Here is a 17,251-nt window from a genome sequence, read left to right as displayed (position 1 = left end):
TGCCCCTTCCCGCTGCCCCACCTGGTCCCGCCTGTGTTGCCGTACGGTACGTGCTGACAGGGCGGACGACGCAACTCTGGCACATCTTCGCAACGCCCGAACGCGGGGGTCCGCTAGGAGGCATTCGCCCATCTCATCGGGGAGATGGTCCGTTTTCGTACGGCATCACCGGTGTGCACGGATTGCCACTCTTCGGTGATCCTGCCAGGGTTTTTCCGTTACCTCTTCGGGGGCGGCCCGGCGCGGTCAGCGGTTCGGGGGCGGCCCCTCGACCGGACGGCCGGGCACGCCGGGTCGGCGCTGCCAGGGGCGGGGTCCGGCGGGCGGCCGGTAGGCGACGCCGAGGGCGTCAAGTCGCCGGTAGTGGGCCGTCATCCGGCGCGCGAAGTCGGCGTAGTCGCGTTCGGCCGGGGCGGGCAGCGGGCTCCAGGCGACCTCGGCGAAGGCCGCGAGGCGGGGGAAGGTCTGGTAGTCCACGCGCGCGGCGTCCTCCAGCACCTCGGTCCACACGTTGGCCTGGGTGCCCAGCACATGCCGGGCCTCCGCCTCGGTGAGCCCCTCCGGGACGGGCTCGAACCGGTAGACGTCCTCCAGCGTGCGCACGAAGCCGATCGGTACGGGCTCGTCCTCGCCAGGCGCCTGACGGTGGTCCAGGTACACGTACTGCTCCGGGCACATGACCACGTCGTGGCCGGCCCGCGCGGCGGCGATCCCGCCCGCGTAGCCGCGCCAGGAGGAGACGGCCGCGCCGGGGGCGAGCCCGCCCTCCAGGATCTCGTCCCAGCCGATGAGGCGGCGCCCGCGCGCGGAGAGCCAGGCGTCGAAGTGCCCGATGAACCAGGACTGCAGCGCGTCCTCGTCGGCGAGGCCGAGGTCGGCGATGCGGGACTTGGCGGTCACGGACTCGGCCCACTGCTCCTTGCGGCACTCGTCGCCGCCGACGTGCACGAATGCCGAGAACTCGGCGGCGTCCGCGGGGAAAAGCTCCAGGACCTCCTCGAACACCCCCTCGTAGAACCGCAGGGTGGTGTCGGTGGGGGCCAGTACGTTGGACGAGATGCCCCAGGTGTCCCAGACGGAGAGGGCGGTGGTGTCGATGACGTCGGTGTTGCCGAGTTCGGGGTACGCGGCGATGGCGGCCTGCGAGTGGCCCGGTACGTCGATCTCGGGGACGACGCTGATATGCCGGTCGGCGGCGTAGGCGACGATCTCCCGGATGTCGTCGTGGGTGTAGAAGCCGCCGTGGGGCTTGTCGTCCCACAGCGGTGAGGCCCGGTGGCCGAATTTCGTCCGGGTGCGCCAGGAGGCGATCTCGGTCAGTTTCGGGTACCGCTCGATCTCGATGCGCCAGCCCTGGTCGTCCGTCAGGTGCAGGTGCAGCACGTTGAGTTTGTGCGCGGCCATCAGGTCCAGATAGCGCAGCACGCCCTCCTTGGGCATGAAGTGCCGGGCGACGTCGAGCAGGAGGCCGCGCCAGCGGAACCGGGGGGCGTCCTCGACGACCTGGTGCGGGACGCCGAGGGCGGTGTCCCGGCGGACGGGGGCGCGCCGGAAGGCGTCGGGGCCGAGCAGCTGGCGCAGGGTCTGCGCGCCCCAGAACACGCCCGCTGGTCCGCCGCCGCGGATCTCCACGCCCTGCCCGGCGGCCGCGCTCAGCCGGTACGCCTCGGGCGCGAGGGTGTCGTCCAGCAGCAGCCGTACGCCGTCGCGGGCGTCCCGCGGCCCGGGGCGCAGCGGCAGCCCCAGGGCGGCGCCGAGGGTGGCGCGCAGCCAGCGTTCGGTGCGTTCCGTGCCGGGGCCGGCCCACAGCGTGGTGCCGTCGCCGAGCGGTACCTCGGGTCCGGCCGGCCCGTCGACGGCGCGCGGCGCCGGAATCAGTTCCACGACATCAGCCCCTCACCACGTTGCACTGCATGCAACGCGCCTGCCACCCTGCGCAACACACGCCCGACGCCTCGAAGGCTAGGGACTGGGCGGAGGCACCACAAGAGGTCTGGACCACTTGGCGTCCGGAAAACGCGAAGATCCCCGGGACGTGCGGACGCACGTCCCGGGGATCCCACCGCCGGCGGGCAGGCCGGTGACCTACTTCTTGTCGCCGCCCTTGCCCTCGTCGCCGCCGCTGCCCATGGACTCGTAGATCTCCTTGCACATGGGGCAGACGGGGTACTTCTTCGGGTCGCGGCCCGGCACCCAGACCTTGCCGCACAGCGCCACGACGGGGGTCCCGTCGAGGGCGCTCGCCATGATCTTGTCCTTCTGGACGTAGTGGGCGAAGCGCTCGTGGTCGCCGTCGCCGTGGGACACCTGCGGCGTCGGCTCTACGAGGGTCCCCGTACCAGTCCCGCGCTCGGGCTCGAGAGTGCTCATACCAGCAAGAGTACTGAAGCTCACAGGCATCAGTTGAGCGAAGGGTCGTCCGGATACGTGGCCACCATCGCCAGCTCGTTGCGCTGGCGGCGCAGCACCTCGCGCCAGAGTCTCTCCGGGGCCGGCGAGGACACGTCACCCGGCTCGGACTCCACGACGTACCAGGCGCCCTCCACCAGTTCGTCCTCCAGCTGGCCCGGGCCCCAGCCGGCGTACCCGGCGAAGATCCGCAGGCTGCCCACGGCCTTGGCGAGCAGTTCCGGCGGCGCCTCCAGGTCGACCAGCCCGATCGCGCCGTACACCCGCCGCCAGCCGAGGGGGGCCCGGTCCCCGTTGGCGCCGCCCGGGATGACCGCCACGCCCAGCGCCGAGTCCAGCGACACCGGGCCGCCCTGGAAGACCACACCGGGCTCGCCGGCCAGCTCGGCCCAGTCCTCCAGGATGTCGCCGACGACCACCGGGGTGGGGCGGTTGAGGACGACACCGAGGGAACCCTCCTCGTCGTGGTCGAGAAGGAGCACCACCGCACGGTCGAAGTTCGGGTCCGCCAGGGCGGGGGTAGCCACGAGCAGCCGCCCTGTGAGCGAGGACACCTCGGTCATGCCAGACATGATCCCGCATCTTCCCCTGGTGTGGGGAGCCAATCGGGCGCACCGGAGTGAAGGCTGCTCAGGGCGCATCGAAGCCGGGGGGCGCACACCCGGACACCGGTGACCCCATGTGCCCGATAGGGAACGGTTCGTGTTGTGACACACCTATGACGCAACTGGGCGGTCCTTGGGCTTACGGGCGGGGGGTGATCGGCGATTACCCTGTCTTCCCGGCCCCTGCGCACAGTGATCGGCCGGCCCCTGACCAACTCATCGGAACGCGAGATTCATGACCGTCAACGACGATGTCCTGCTTGTCCACGGCGGAACCCCGCTGGAGGGCGAGATCCGTGTCCGCGGTGCGAAGAACCTCGTACCGAAGGCCATGGTCGCCGCCCTGCTGGGCGGCGAGCCGAGCCGACTGCGCAATGTTCCGGACATCCGTGACGTGCGGGTCGTCCGCGGCCTGCTCCAGCTGCACGGGGTGACGGTCCGTCCGGGCGAGGAGCCCGGCGAGCTGGTCCTGGACCCGACGCGGGTCGAGAGCGCCAACGTGGCCGACATCGATGCCCACGCGGGTTCCAGCCGGATCCCGATCCTCTTCTGCGGTCCGCTGCTGCACCGCCTCGGCCACGCGTTCATCCCGGGCCTCGGCGGCTGCGACATCGGCGGCCGGCCCATCGACTTCCACTTCGACGTGCTGCGGCAGTTCGGCGCGGTCATCGAGAAGCGGGCGGACGGCCAGTACCTGGAGGCCCCGCAGCGGCTGCGCGGTACGAAGATCCGGCTGCCGTACCCGTCCGTCGGCGCCACCGAGCAGGTGCTGCTGACGGCCGTACTGGCCGAAGGCGTCACGGAGTTGTCCAACGCGGCCGTCGAGCCGGAGATCGAGGACCTCATCTGCGTGCTGCAGAAGATGGGCGCGATCATCGCGATGGACACCGACCGCACGATCCGCATCACGGGTGTGGACAAGCTCGGCGGTTACACCCACCAGGCCCTGCCCGACCGCCTGGAGGCCGCCTCCTGGGCCTCCGCGGCCCTCGCGACCAACGGCAACATCTACGTCCGAGGCGCCCAGCAGCGCTCGATGATGACGTTCCTGAACACCTACCGGAAGGTGGGCGGTGCCTTCGAGATCGACGACGAGGGCATCCGCTTCTGGCACCCCGGCGGGCAGTTGAAGTCCATCGCGCTGGAGACGGACGTGCACCCCGGTTTCCAGACCGACTGGCAGCAGCCGCTGGTGGTGGCCCTGACCCAGGCCACGGGGCTGTCCATCATCCACGAGACGGTGTACGAGTCCCGGCTGGGCTTCACCTCGGCGCTGAACCAGATGGGCGCGCACATCCAGCTCTACCGCGAGTGCCTGGGCGGCTCCGCCTGCCGCTTCGGCGCGCGCAACTTCCTGCACTCCGCGGTCGTCTCGGGCCCCACCAGGCTCCAGGGCTCCGACCTGGTCATCCCCGACCTGCGCGGCGGCTTCTCGTACCTCATCGCGGCCCTGGCCGCCGAGGGCACCTCCCGCGTCCACGGCATCGACCTGATCAACCGCGGCTACGAGAACTTCATGGAGAAGCTCGTGGAGCTGGGCGCGAAGGTCGAGCTGCCGGGCAAGGCACTCGGCTAGACGTCACGCACGGCAAAAGGGCGGCCCCCCTCGTGGAGGGGGGCCGCCCTTTTTCGGCGTCCTCGGGGCCGGTGGACCGGCGCCTCGAAGCGGAGCGCTTACTTGCCCTTGGCGGCTTCCTTGAGCTTGGAGCCCGCGGTGACCTTCACGCTGTAGCCGGCCGGGATGTTGATGGGCTCGCCGGTCTGCGGGTTGCGCGCGGTGCGAGCGGCACGGTGGGTGCGCTCGAAGGTCAGGAAGCCGGGGATGGTGACCTTCTCGTCGCCCTTGGCGACGATCTCGCCGACGGTCTCGGCGAACGCGGCCAGCACGGCGTCGGCGTCCTTGCGGGTCACCTCGGCGCGGTCGGCCAGCGCGGCCACCAGCTCACTGCGGTTCATGTTGTTACTCCCGTGTATTTCTTGCCGTTGGGGTGTGCCACGCGGCGAAGCCGCCCGAGGCACTGCGATGCCGATGCGCTCGCGCCCTTGGGGGTGCCCCCGGGGACTAGGTCCCTGAGGGAGCATCCTGCCCCTACCTGCGGCGGGAAAGCCAATCCGGCACCCGTAGGAGTCGTGAGAACACCCTGGGGAGTCACACGAAAAGCGCCCGCTCGGCCGTCACCCTAGAGCGCGCCCGGCATCTGGCGGTTCCACGACGCGCCGGTGCGGGGGCTGCCGTGGCGATGCTCACAGCCCCCTGCACACTACGACACGCCGTGCTCAGGCCGTCGCGCCGGCCGCCTTGGCGGCCTCCCGGACCGCTCCGGCGACCGCGCCCGCGACCTTGTCGTTGAAGACGCTGGGGATGATGTAGTTCGGGTTCAGCTCGTCCTCGGTGACCACGTCGGCGAGGGCCTTCGCGGCGGCGAGCATCATCTCGGTGTTCACCGTACGGGACTGGGCGTCCAGCAGACCGCGGAAGACACCCGGGAAGACCAGCACGTTGTTGATCTGGTTCGGGAAGTCCGAGCGTCCGGTGGCCACGACGGCCGCCGTCTGCCGGGCGATCGCCGGCTCGACCTCCGGGTCCGGGTTCGCGAGCGCGAACACGATGGCGCCCTCGGCCATGGCGGCCACGTCGGTCCCGTCCAGGACGTTCGGAGCGGAGACGCCGATGAAGACGTCGGCGCCGCGCACGGCCTCCTTCAGGGTGCCGGTGAGGCCCTCGGGGTTGGTGTTGTCGGCGATCCAGCGCAGCGGCGAGTCGGCCGGGGCGTTCACCAGGTCCTCGCGGCCGGCGTGGACGACACCGTGGATGTCGGCGACGACGGCGTTCTTGACACCGGCGGCGATGAGCAGCTTGAGGATGGCCGTACCGGCCGCACCCGCGCCGGACATGACGACCCGGATGTTCTCGATGGCCTTGCCCGTGACGCGCAGGGCGTTGGTCAGGGAGGCGAGCACGACGATGGCGGTGCCGTGCTGGTCGTCGTGGAAGACGGGGATGTCGAGGGCCTCGCGCAGCCGGGCCTCGATCTCGAAGCAGCGCGGCGCGGAGATGTCCTCCAGGTTGATGCCGGCGAAGCCGGGGGCGATCGCCTTGACGATCTCCACGATGGCGTCGGTGTCCTGGGTGTCCAGGCAGATCGGCCAGGCGTCGATGCCGGCGAAGCGCTTGAAGAGGGCCGCCTTGCCCTCCATGACGGGCAGCGCGGCCTTGGGGCCGATGTTGCCGAGCCCGAGCACGGCGGAGCCGTCCGTCACGACCGCAACGGAGTTGCGCTTGATGGTGAGGCGGCGGGCGTCCTCGGGGTTCTCGGCGATGGCCATGCAGACGCGGGCCACACCGGGCGTGTAGACCATGGAGAGGTCGTCACGGTTGCGGATGGGGTGCTTCGACGCCATCTCGATCTTGCCGCCGAGGTGCATCAGGAACGTACGGTCCGAGACCTTGCCCAGCGTGACGCCCTCGATGCCGCGCAGCTTCTCGACGATCTCCTCGGCGTGGGCCGTGGAGGTGGCCGCGATGGTGACGTCGATACGGAGCTTCTCGTGACCGGACGCGGTGACGTCGAGGCCGGTCACCGAGCCTCCGGAGGACTCCACGGCGGTGGTGAGCTGCGAGACGGCGGTTCCGCTCGCGGGCACCTCCAGCCGGATCGTCATCGAGTAGGAGACGCTGGGCGCCGTTGCCATGGCCGACTTCCTCTGCTTTCACCGTGTCGCGAGTTGTGCCGTCCGATCGTCGCACCTACCGCGGAGTACGCGGTAGTCGCCCTGGATTGCGGACGTTGTGTTCATGAGCGGTGCCTGGTTTCGGAAAACCACTTCCACCATACGAGAAATGATCAGACAAAGAAAGAGACCCACGTCACGGTCGTGACGTGGGTCTCTCCTGCGTTCATGACACCGGCCCGCCATGCTCGCCTCGCGGCAAGTGGTCCCTCTGAGGGACGAAGGTTGGGCCCGGGGGCTTGGATCGGGCCGGTGCCACACCCAGGCTAACAAACGGATCCCGTAAGGCCATTCCCGCGCCGGAGGCTCAGTCCCGGAGCAGGTCCGGAACCCCCGCCGCGTCCGGCTCGTCCCGCTCCCCCGACACCACCGTGAGCTGCTGGGTGGCCCGGGTCAGCGCCACGTAGAGCACGCGCAGGCCGGCCGGCGACTCGTCGGCGATCTCCGCGGGCGAGACGACGACCGTCGCGTCGTACTCCAGGCCCTTGGCCTCCAGGCTGCCCAGGGCCACCACGCGGTCGCCGAGCCCGGCCAGCCAGCGCCGGGCCTCCTCGCGCCGGTTCATCGCGACGACCACGCCGACCGTGCCGTCCACCAGGTCCAGCAGCCGCTCGGCCTCCGCGCGCACGGTCCGCTCCAGGGAGTCCCGTGTGCCTGACGGCATCACTCCGTTGACGACCGTGCCGTGTTCGATGTCCGTTCTCACGAAACGCGGCTCGACCCCGGTGGACCGTACGGCGGACGGCGCCTCGGAGCCGGGCATGGCGAGCGCGAGCACCTTCGCGGCCAGCTCGGCGATCTCGGCCGGGTTGCGGTAGTTCACGGTGAGCTGGAAGCGGCGCCGGGGCCGGGTGCCGAGGGCCTCGTCGCGGGCCTCGGCCGCCTCGTCCGGGTCGGACCAGGAGGACTGGGCCGGATCGCCGACGACCGTCCAGGTGGCGTGCCGGCCACGGCGGCCGACCATGCGCCACTGCATCGGCGTGAGGTCCTGCGCCTCGTCCACGATGACGTGCGCGTACTCGGTGCGCTCCTGCGCCAGCCGCTCGGCCCGCTCGCGCTGCGTCTCCTCGCGCACCGGCATCAGCTCCTCCAGGCCGGTGAGCTGGTCCAGCGGATCGAGTTCGCGCTTCCTGCGGGGGCGGGCCGGGGCGCCGAGGATCGCCTGGAGTTCGTCGAGCATGGCGATGTCGTGCACGGAGTGGCCGTCCCGCCGGAGCGAGCGGGCGACCTTGCGGACCTCGCCGGGGTTGAGGATCCGCCGGGCCCAGCGGCCCAGCCGCCTCTCGTCGGCCATCGCGGCGAGCACGGCCCTCGGGGTCAGCTCGGGCCACCAGGCGTCCAGGAACGCGATGAACGAGTCCTCGCCGGTGACGTCCTCGTCGAAGGACGAGCGCAGCTCGGCGGCCAGCTCCGGGTCGGTGTGCCGGGCGGCGCCGCCGGACTTGGCCCACAGGGCGTCCAGCAGCAGCTTGCGGGCGCGCGGGCGGAGCAGGTTGACGGGCGCGGTGCCGCCGAGGGCGGTACGGCGGATACGTTCCAGCTCGTCGGCCTCCAGTTCGAGCCGGCGGCCGAAGGCGACGACCCGCAGCCGGGCGGGCGGCCCGGTGACCGTTTCCCCCTCCGGTGCCGCCGGGCCCAGCTCCAGGGCTCCCCGGGCGGCTTTGCGCAGCACCTTCAGCATCCGGTACGAGCCCTTGGCGCGGGCCACGGCCGGGGAGTCGTACACGGTGGCCTCCGCGCCGTCGACCAGCGAGCCGATGGCGCGGATCGCGACCTGGCCCTCCTCGCCCAGCGAGGGCAGCACGCCCTCGGTGTAGGCGACGAGCAGCGGGGTCGGCGAGACGATCAGGATGCCGCCCGCGTAGCGTCTGCGGTCCTGGTAGAGCAGGTAGGCGGCGCGGTGCAGGGCGACGGCCGTCTTCCCGGTGCCCGGACCGCCCTCCACATAGGTGATGGAGGCGGCGGGGGCCCGGATGACCATGTCCTGCTCGGCCTGGATGGACGAGACGATGTCCCGCATGGTGTGGCTGCGGGCCTGGCCGAGGGCGGCCATCAGGGCGCCGTCGCCGATGACGGGCAGCTCGCGGCCGTCGAGGAAGGCCGTCAGCTCCGGCCGCATCAGGTCGTCCTCGACGCCGAGCACCCGGCGCCCCTTGGAGCGGATGACCCGGCGCCGGACCACCCGGCCCGGGTCCACGGGCGTGGCCCGGTAGAAGGGCGCGGCGGCGGGCGCCCGCCAGTCGATGACCAGCGGGGAGTAGTCCTCGTCGAGCACGCCGATACGGCCGATGTGCAGGGTCTCGGCGATGTCGGCGGTGTTGTCGGGCCGTACCGCCCCCTCGGCCGGTTCCACCGCCGTGTAGGCCCCGTCGGGCCCCTTCTTTCCGTCCTTGCCGAGGAGCAGGTCGATCCGTCCGAAGAGGAAGTCCTCGAACTCGTTGTTCAGCCGGTTGAGGTGGACGCCGGCCCGGAAGACCTGCGCGTCCCGCTCGGCGAGTGCGCCCGGGGTGCCGACCTGGCCGCGCTTGGCCGCGTCGTGCATCAGGAACTCGGCCTCGTGGATCTTCTCCTCCAGCCGCCGGTACACCCGGTCCAGGTGTTCCTGTTCTACGCCGATCTCCCGGTCACGGACGGAGTCGGGTGCGTCCTGTACCGAGCCGACCGCGGACTGCTGAACCTGAGCGGCCACCGGGCCCCCTTCTGACGTGCTGGGCAGCCGTCAACCGTACGCGAAGGGAGCCCGTCGGGGCTACGTCGGCTACGCGTCCACCTGGACCAGCTTCTTGCCCTCGAACGTCACGACCTCGAAGTGGTCGATCTCGTTGGGCTGGAAGGCCGCGGCCCCGCCGATGTACAGCGGTTGCTTCGACTGCTCGGTCTTGGCGTCCGGGATGCCGTACCCCCAGTTCGGCACCGACCACGACGACATGGTGACGCGCTGCCCGTTCTTGGCGACGAGCACCAGGGAGCACTTCAGCGGGCCCTTGACGTTCTTCAGCTCCAGGACGGCCTGCGTGCCCCAGTCCTTCTGCGCCATGGCGACGGTCGCGCTGACGTGGGTCGACGCGTCCGTGGCGGACTTCTTGTCGGACATGGTCCGGAACGTCGCCTGGGCGGGCGTCGCCGCGACCTGCTGTCCGCCGTCCGAGCCGCCGTTCACCGCGACCGCGGCCAGCGGTCCGGCGATGATCAGCGCGGCTGCCGCGGCGATCATGTAGAAGCTGCGCCGGCGCTTCTGGGCCCGCTTCTCGGCGACCTCGTCAACCAGCTTCTCCACCAGCCGCGGGCTGGGCTTGGCGGACAGCGACTCGCCGATCGCGGGCGTGCTGCCGGAGCCCGGCAGGTCGGCGAGCGCGGCGAGCATCGGCTCCATCCCGGCCAGCTCGTCCAGCTGCTGGGCGCACCACTCGCAGCCGGCGAGATGGGCTTCGAAAGCGGTTGCCTCGGCGTCGTCCAGGATCCCGAGGGCGTAGGCGCCGACGGTCTCGTGCTCGCTCGGCACCGAAGATCCCTGACTGGGGTTCATGGGCCCAGACATACCCGGACCAGCCGGTCCGAATCCCTGCATTCCCCCGTACCCGTTGCTCATCACGCCGTCACCCCCCGCTCCTCCAGTGCCAGCTTCATCGACCGCAGGGCGTAGAACACCCGGGAACGCACCGTTCCGCTCGGTATGCCCAGTGTTTCGGCCGCCTCATTGACGGTACGCCCCTTGAAGTACGTCTCGACGAGCACCTCCCGGTGGGCCGGGGTCAGGTCGTCGAGCGCGTCCGACAGCGTCATCAGCCACAGCGCCTTGTCGATCTCGTCCTCCGCGGGGATGACCTCCAGCGGCGACGGATCGACCTCCTGCGGCCGGGCCTGCCGGCTGCGGTGGCCGTCGATGACGATGCGGCGCGCGACCGTCACCAGCCAGGGGCGTACCGAACCGGTCGCCCGATTGAGCTGACCGGCGTTCTTCCAGGCACGGATGAGCGTTTCCTGTACGACGTCCTCGGCGCGCTGCCGGTCTCCGGCGACCAGCCGCAGGACATACGCGAGCAGGGGCCCTGCGTGCTCCCGGTACAGGGCACGCATCAGCTCCTCGTCGGGTTCGGAAGGCTGCGATGAGGACATGCGATGTCGGGCCCTCGTTCCACGTTCATTGGCCACGGCCGCATCCTTGCGCACGCCCACCTCCGGTGTCCGGGGGTTCCCCCAGTCGGTCGCTCGCCCACCTGTACGGACCCCGGTGCGCGAGTGTTCAAACCGGAGTGACAGATTTCTCGGGGGTGACGTGACGAGCGGGACATGGGCGCACATTCCCACCGCATGATCTTTACATTTGCGACACATTGCCGGAGACGGCTCGCGACGCCCGTGTACGGGCCACCTAAACCTGGTGTTACGGAAATCACTCCTGCCTCAGGCGCGCGCCAGCGCGGCCCGCCGCCGGTGCCGGGCCACCCGCTCCCGGTTCCCGCACACCTCGCTGGAGCACCAGCGCCGGCGCCGGCCGCGGGAGGTGTCGAGGTACACCAGCGGACAGTCGTCCCCCTCGCACTCCCGCACGGCGGCCCGCGCGACGGGATCGGTGAGCAGCTCCACGGTGTCCCGGGCGACGACGGCGAGCAGCGCGGCACAGCCGGGCGGCCCGGCCAACTCCCGCACGAGACGGCCGTCCTCCCCGCGTACGGCGAGGGGCGCCGGGGTCGCGGCCCGCGCGACCTCGTTCACCCGGGCCAGCGCCCGCCCGTACGCCGGCGTCTCCCCTCCCTGCATCGCCTGCACCAACAGCCCCACGTGCCCCCGCAGTTCCCGGAACCCGGTCAGCCAGGAGTCGTCGGCATGACCGAGCGCCGTACCGCCGGGCACGAGCCCGGCGCCGGCGATCCACGCGCACAACGCCCCTACACCGTCCAGCCGTTCGCCAGGATGCGTGGTGGCGAGGAGATCCAGACACACCCGCCCGGCATCGAACCGCGGCTCGTGCGCGGAGGGGGCGCTCCCGAGTGCCATGTGCCAGTCACCGCCTAGGCAGGAACCGTGCGGGGTCTCCCCCACAGTGCCCGCGCGGAGGGAACTGCGGAACCCCTCGCGCCGCACCGGTCCCCGAGCCGTCGGGCGGGACGGAGCGATCACCGCGCGGGCGGCACGCCTCACCGCACCGTCCCCGGCCGAGTGAGAGCAACGTTCCCTTCCGGTCACCCACAGCCACAGGGCGGAAACCCGGCCTCCCTACCTTCGGGCTCAGTCAGTGGTTGGCAGACCGAGCAGCCGGAGCACCGTGGAGGCGTGATGACACCCCCAGCCCCAACCCGTCGCAGTAGCCGCTGGATCGAGCACTGGGATCCGGAGGACGAGGGATTCTGGCAGGCGACCGGGGAACGGATCGCCCGCCGGAACCTGTGGTTCTCCGTGCTCTCCGAGCACATCGGGTTCTCCGTCTGGACCCTGTGGTCCGTGCTGGTCCTGTTCATGGGCCCGGAGTACGGCCTCACCCCGGCCGACAAGTTCCTGCTGACCTCGGTGGTCACGCTGGTCGGCGCGGTGGTCCGGGTGCCGTACACCTTCGCCGTGGCCGTCTTCGGCGGCCGCAACTGGACGATCATCTCCGCCTGCCTGCTGCTGATCCCGACCGTCGCCGCGTTCGTGGTGATGGAGCCGGGGACGTCGTACTCCACCTTCCTCCTGGTGGGCCTGCTGGCCGGCATCGGCGGCGGCAACTTCGCCTCCTCCATGACCAACATCAACGCCTTCTTCCCGCTGCGGAAGAAGGGCTGGGCGCTCGGGCTCAACGCGGGCGGCGGCAACATCGGCGTGCCCGTCATCCAGCTCATCTCGCTCGCCATCATCGGCGCGAGCGGCGGGCCGCGCGTGCTGCTCGGGATCTACATCCCGCTGATCGTCGTGGCCGCCGTACTGGCCGCGCTGTTCATGGACAACCTGGCCTCGGTGAAGAACGACACCGGCGCGGCCAAGGACGCCGCCCGGGACGCCCACACCTGGATCATGGCCTTCCTCTACATCGGCACCTTCGGCTCCTTCATCGGCTACAGCTTCGCCTTCGGCCAGGTGCTGACGAACGGATTCGGCCGGACCCCGCTGCAGGCCGCGTACCTCACCTTCATCGGCCCGCTGCTCGGCTCCCTCATCCGCCCCCTCGGCGGCTGGCTCGCCGACCGCTACGGCGGCGCCCGCATCACCCTGTGGAACTACGTCGGCATGGGCGCCGCCACCGCCGTCCTCATCATGGCCAGCATGCAGAAGTCGCTGGCGCTGTTCGTGTCCGTCTTCGTCGTCCTGTTCGTGCTGAGCGGGCTCGGCAACGGGTCGACGTTCAAGATGATCCCCGGCATCTTCCAGGCCAAGGCGCTGGCCAAGGGCCTGGAGGGCGAGGCGGCCGTCGCCCACGGCCGGCGGCTGTCCGGCGCGTCCATGGGCCTGATCGGCGCGGTCGGCGCGCTCGGCGGTGTCGGCATCAACCTCGCCTTCCGCCAGTCCTTCCTCTCCTACGGCTCCGGTACCGGCGCGTTCGTCGCCTTCCTCGCCTACTACGGTGTCTGCTTCGCGGTGACCTGGGCCGTATACCTTCGCCGCCCGGCCGGCCGGGTTACGGCCACAGCGGCCGCTTCACAGGAGAAGTCCCAGCTCAGCTACGCCGAGGTATGACGTAACACCGGTGACATCAAGCCGAACCGAGCCTGTCACGCATCGTTGACAGGCTCGTTCGGCGTGCCGGTCAGCTAGGAGAGCCCCCATGTACGACGAAGAGCAGCAACCCGAGCACGGCCCCCTCGCCGGGTTCACCGTGGGCGTCACCGCCGCGCGCCGGGCCGAGGAACTGGGCGCCCTGCTCCAGCGGCGCGGCGCCACCGTTCTGCACGCCCCCGCGCTGCGGATCGTGCCGCTCGCGGACGACGGCGAACTGCTCGCCGCCACGAAGGAGATCATCGACCAGGTGCCGGACGTGGTCGTGGCCACCACCGCGATCGGCTTCCGCGGCTGGATCGAGGCCGCCGACGGCTGGGGCCTCGGCGAGCAGCTCCTCGACCGGCTGCGCGGAGTACGGCTGCTGGCGCGCGGCCCGAAGGTCAAGGGCGCGATCCGCGCGGCGGGCCTCAACGAGGAGTGGTCGCCGTCCTCGGAATCCCTGGCCGAGGTCCTCGACCGGCTGCTGGAGGAGGGCGTCGACGGCGACCGCATCGCCGTACAGCTGCACGGTGAACCGCTCCCCGGCTTCGTGGAGTCGCTGCGGGCCGCCGGCGCGGAAGTGGTGCCCGTCCCGGTCTACCGCTGGATGCCCCCCGAGGACCTCAGCCCCCTCGACCGCCTCCTGGACGCGGCCGTCACCCGCGGCCTGGACGCGCTGACCTTCACCAGCGCCCCCGCCGCGGCCTCGCTCCTGTCCCGCGCGGAGGACCGGGGTCTGCTGGACGAGCTGCTGTCGGTCCTGGCCCACGACGTCCTCCCCGCCTGCGTCGGTCCCGTCACCGCGATCCCCCTCCAGGCCCGCGGGGTGGACACGATCCAGCCGGAACGGTTCCGCCTGGGCCCCCTGGTCCAGCTCCTGTGCCAGGAACTCCCGGCCCGGGCCCGGTCCTTGCCGATCGCCGGCCACCGGGTGGAGATCCGCGGCCACGCGGTCCTGGTCGACGGTGAACTCAAGCCGGTCCCGCCGGCCGGCATGTCCCTGCTGCGCGCCCTCTCCCGCCGCCCCGGCTGGGTGGTGGCCCGCGCCGACCTGCTCCGCGCGCTGCCGGGTGCGGGCCGCGACGAACACGCCGTCGAAACGGCGATGGCCCGCCTCCGCACGGCCCTCGGCGCCCCGAAGCTGATCCAGACGGTGGTGAAGCGGGGGTACCGCTTGGCGTTGGACCCGGCGGCGGACGCGAAGTACGCGGACGCGTAGGCGCGGGGGCCGATCAGGCAGCGCCGCCCCGGCCGCCCACCGCGAACCACTGCGCGTCTCGGCCACGTCCCCTGCCCCGCGTCGCCGGGTACCCCCCCAAGCCTCTGGAACTGCTCAAGTGGTTTGAAGATCGCGGCCCATGGCGTCCACCCTGGTCCGTATGAAGGGACTCACGGGATTCGGCAGGAAACAAGACCTCGTGCTCGTCATCCGGGACTCCGACCTCGTCGCGGCGGCGCTGCGGGATGCGCTGGCCGGGGCTTCGGAGGAGGAGCGGGCGGGGCTGGAGCGGGCGGTCGCGCTCGTCGGGGCCACCGCCGGTGCGAGTGAGGGGCAGTTGCGGGCCGACTGGGTGCGCAGCCGGCTGGCCGACGTCGGGTTCAGTGGGGATGTCGAGTCCGTCGCCGCCATCAAGGCGCTGCGGCAGGCCGAGCCGGGGCTCAGTCTGCTGGCTGCGGTGCAGTTGCAGAAGGAAGCGGTGGCCCACCCGTTGTAGAAGCCGGCGGTGCCGCCACCCCGCCCGTGCGGCGGAGTTTCTGCCAGCGCAGCCGGCCGCCGGTCAGGGCGGTGATCCAGGACTGGAGCAGGACGACGTACATGAGCTGGCGGTAGAGGAGCTGCTGGAGCGGGAGGGACAGGAGCGGAGTGAGGGGTTCGCGGTCGAGGTGGAAGGCGTAGGCCGCACAGGCCGCCTGCACGGCGAGGACGGCGAACCAGGCCGCGATCGTCTTCCCGGTCGGGCCGAACACCAGGCCGTAGACGAGGAACAGGTCGATCAGCGGGGCCAGTAGCGGGGCGACGACCATGAAGAGGGAGACCAGGGGCAGACCGACGCGGCCGAAGCGGCCGGACGGGCCCCGGTCGAAGAACGCGCGGCGGTGCTTCCAGACGGCCTGCATGGTGCCGTACGACCAGCGGTAGCGCTGGGACCACAGCTGCTGGACCGACTCCGGCGCCTCCGTCCACGCGCGGGCCTTCTCGGCGTACACCACGCGCCAGCCGTCGCGGTGGAGGGCCATCGTGACGTCGGTGTCCTCGGCGAGCGTGTCGTCGCTCATGCCGCCGACGCGCTGCAGGGCGGACTTCCGGAACGCCCCGACCGCGCCGGGGATGGTCGGCATGCACCGCAGGATGTCGTACATCCGGCGGTCGAGGTTGAAGCCCATCACGTACTCGATGTGCTGCCAGGTGCCGATGAGCCGGTCCTTGTTGCCGACCTTGGCGTTGCCGGCGACGGCGCCGACGCGCGGGTCGGCGAAGGGCTGCACGAGTTCGCGGACGGTGGCCGGTTCGAAGACGGTGTCGCCGTCCATCATCACGACCAGGTCGTACCGGGCGTTCGCCAGGCCCCGGTTGAGGGCGGCCGGCTTGCCCGCGTTGGCCTGGCGGATCACCCGTACGTCCGGGAGGTCCAGCGCCTCCACGATGCCGGCCGTGCCGTCCGCCGAGCCGTCGTCGATGACCAGCACTTCGATGGGGTGCTCGCTGCGCATCAGGGAACGGACCGTGTTCTCGATGCACTTGGCCTCGTTGTACGCCGGCACCAGCACCGACACCGGCTCGGTGACCGGCCCGTCGCCCCAGCGGAAGCCGGGGCGACGGGTGCGGCGGGCGTGCGCGCCGGACAGCAGCAGCATCAGGCCGAAGCGGGCGAGGACGAGGCAGCCGACGACCGCGAGGCCCACGACGAGGACGGCGGTGAGGTCGTCGGCGCCCGTCACCAGCAGGACCCAGGCCTTGCCCTTCCACAGGTCGAGGCCCGTGACCGGGGTGTCCGCGCTCGGCGCCCGCAGCGCTCCGGTGAGGGTCTGGAAGGTGTAGCCCTGCTGCTGGAGCCGGGGCAGGAGCGTGTCGAGCGCCTGCACGGTCTGGTGCCGGTCGCCGCCCGAGTCGTGCATGAGGACGACCGCGCCCCGGCCCCCGTGCGGGGTGGCGTTGCGGACGATCCGCGCCACGCCCGGCTTGCGCCAGTCCTCGCTGTCGGTGTCGTCCACGACGGTGAGGTAGCCGCGGCCGCCGATGTACCGGGTGACGGGCCAGGACCGGTTGTCGAGGGCGTCGGCGGAGGAGGAGTACGGCGGCCGGAACAGCGAGCTGCGGATACCGGCCGCTCCGGCGAGCGCCAGCTGGTTCTGGGACAGCTCCCAGTCGATGCGCTTCGCGGAGTGGTACGACAGGTCGGGGTGGTCGAAGGTGTGCAGGCCGACCTCGTGGCCCTCGGCGACCATGCGCCGGACCAGCTCCGGGTGGCGGGAGGTCATGGTGCCGGTGACGAAGAAGACCGCGTGCGCGTGGTGCTTCTTCAGTATGTCGAGCACCTTCGGGGTCCAGGTCGGGTCGGGACCGTCGTCGAAGGTGAGGACGATGTGGTGGTCGGGGATGCGCAGGCTGCTGCTGCGGCCGTGGCGGGTGTCGATGACCGGGCCGCCGTCCAGGATCCGCCGCGGCACCTCGTCGTTCGCCGCGGCGGGCCGGATGCGGTGGTCCGCGAGGATCTCGTTGTGCACGTAGCCGCGCAGCATCAGCATCGCCAGGGTCGCGCCCAGGACCAGGAGGGGCAGCAGGTAGCGCAGCGGCAGCCGGGCGCGGCGCCGGGGTTGTGAAGCCATCTGAG

Annotated in this window: 14 protein-coding genes; 4 read left to right on the top strand and 10 right to left on the bottom strand. The window is 71.3% G+C overall.

Features of this window, described 5'->3' with window-relative positions; translation table 11 throughout:
- Positions 1-246 precede the first annotated feature (246 nt).
- The 3 genes from ACIP4Y_RS00340 to ACIP4Y_RS00330 all read right to left on the bottom strand — a co-directional run bounded on the left by ACIP4Y_RS00340 (position 247) and on the right by ACIP4Y_RS00330 (position 2,972).
- Positions 247-1,884 carry a beta-N-acetylhexosaminidase gene (locus ACIP4Y_RS00340; protein WP_401385791.1) on the bottom strand — a complete coding sequence of 546 codons (1,638 nt, stop codon included), beginning with the start codon at positions 1,882-1,884 and terminating at the stop codon, positions 247-249.
- 201 nt (positions 1,885-2,085) lie between these two features.
- Positions 2,086-2,370 (bottom strand): DUF3039 domain-containing protein, encoded by a 285-nt coding sequence (locus ACIP4Y_RS00335; protein WP_208032514.1) that lies wholly within the window; start codon positions 2,368-2,370, stop codon positions 2,086-2,088.
- Positions 2,371-2,399: 29 nt separating this feature from the next.
- Entirely contained in the window at positions 2,400-2,972 is a 573-nt protein-coding gene (locus ACIP4Y_RS00330; RefSeq protein ID WP_401385788.1) for a YqgE/AlgH family protein, read from the bottom strand.
- Positions 2,973-3,249: 277 nt separating this feature from the next.
- Between ACIP4Y_RS00330 and murA the strand changes: the two genes are divergently transcribed.
- Positions 3,250-4,590 carry a UDP-N-acetylglucosamine 1-carboxyvinyltransferase gene (gene murA, locus ACIP4Y_RS00325; protein ID WP_401385785.1) on the top strand — a complete coding sequence of 447 codons (1,341 nt, stop codon included), beginning with the start codon at positions 3,250-3,252 and terminating at the stop codon, positions 4,588-4,590.
- Between the two features lie 98 nt (positions 4,591-4,688).
- Here the strand turns inward: murA and ACIP4Y_RS00320 are convergent, their stop codons facing one another.
- The 6 genes from ACIP4Y_RS00320 to ACIP4Y_RS00295 form a co-directional block, all read right to left on the bottom strand.
- A complete protein-coding gene (locus ACIP4Y_RS00320; RefSeq protein ID WP_023550134.1) occupies positions 4,689-4,970 on the bottom strand; it encodes an HU family DNA-binding protein in 282 nt (93 codons plus the stop codon).
- Positions 4,971-5,291: 321 nt separating this feature from the next.
- Positions 5,292-6,707 carry an NAD-dependent malic enzyme gene (locus tag ACIP4Y_RS00315; protein ID WP_401385781.1) on the bottom strand — a complete coding sequence of 472 codons (1,416 nt, stop codon included), beginning with the start codon at positions 6,705-6,707 and terminating at the stop codon, positions 5,292-5,294.
- 346 nt (positions 6,708-7,053) lie between these two features.
- Positions 7,054-9,435: a HelD family protein gene (locus ACIP4Y_RS00310; protein ID WP_401385778.1), complete on the bottom strand. Its 2,382-nt coding sequence runs from the start codon at positions 9,433-9,435 to the stop codon at positions 7,054-7,056.
- 69 nt (positions 9,436-9,504) lie between these two features.
- Positions 9,505-10,272, bottom strand: a complete 768-nt coding sequence (locus ACIP4Y_RS00305; RefSeq protein WP_358637187.1) for a zf-HC2 domain-containing protein — start codon at positions 10,270-10,272, stop codon at positions 9,505-9,507.
- A gap of 62 nt (positions 10,273-10,334) precedes the next feature.
- Complete coding sequence (locus ACIP4Y_RS00300; RefSeq protein ID WP_358637185.1) at positions 10,335-10,922, bottom strand: sigma-70 family RNA polymerase sigma factor; 588 nt, start codon at positions 10,920-10,922, stop codon at positions 10,335-10,337.
- A 228-nt stretch (positions 10,923-11,150) separates the two neighbouring features.
- Complete coding sequence (locus ACIP4Y_RS00295) at positions 11,151-11,744, bottom strand: CGNR zinc finger domain-containing protein (RefSeq protein WP_401385774.1); 594 nt, start codon at positions 11,742-11,744, stop codon at positions 11,151-11,153.
- A 279-nt stretch (positions 11,745-12,023) separates the two neighbouring features.
- Here ACIP4Y_RS00295 and ACIP4Y_RS00290 point away from each other — a divergent pair, with 279 nt between their 5' ends.
- The 3 genes from ACIP4Y_RS00290 (at position 12,024) to ACIP4Y_RS00280 (ending at position 15,133) form a co-directional block, all read left to right on the top strand.
- Complete coding sequence (locus tag ACIP4Y_RS00290) at positions 12,024-13,397, top strand: nitrate/nitrite transporter (protein WP_401385771.1); 1,374 nt, start codon at positions 12,024-12,026, stop codon at positions 13,395-13,397.
- Positions 13,398-13,485: 88 nt separating this feature from the next.
- Positions 13,486-14,637 carry a uroporphyrinogen-III synthase gene (locus ACIP4Y_RS00285; protein WP_358637179.1) on the top strand — a complete coding sequence of 384 codons (1,152 nt, stop codon included), beginning with the start codon at positions 13,486-13,488 and terminating at the stop codon, positions 14,635-14,637.
- Positions 14,638-14,797: 160 nt separating this feature from the next.
- On the top strand, positions 14,798-15,133 hold the full coding sequence (locus ACIP4Y_RS00280) for a hypothetical protein (RefSeq protein WP_358637177.1): 336 nt from the start codon (positions 14,798-14,800) through the stop codon (positions 15,131-15,133).
- On the opposite strand, the gene ACIP4Y_RS00275 is transcribed toward ACIP4Y_RS00280, so the two are convergent.
- Positions 15,078-17,246, bottom strand: coding sequence for a bifunctional polysaccharide deacetylase/glycosyltransferase family 2 protein (locus tag ACIP4Y_RS00275; RefSeq protein ID WP_401385766.1), 2,169 nt, complete (start codon positions 17,244-17,246; stop codon positions 15,078-15,080). The genes ACIP4Y_RS00280 and ACIP4Y_RS00275 overlap by 56 nt on opposite strands.
- Between the last annotated feature and the right edge of the window lie 5 nt (positions 17,247-17,251).

It is taken from the genome of Streptomyces sp. NPDC088810 (assembly GCF_044750305.1).
Classification (GTDB): Bacteria; Actinomycetota; Actinomycetes; order Streptomycetales; family Streptomycetaceae; genus Streptomyces.
The sequence above is the reverse complement of the archived record's forward strand: the minus strand, read 5'-3'. Positions and strand labels throughout refer to the sequence as shown.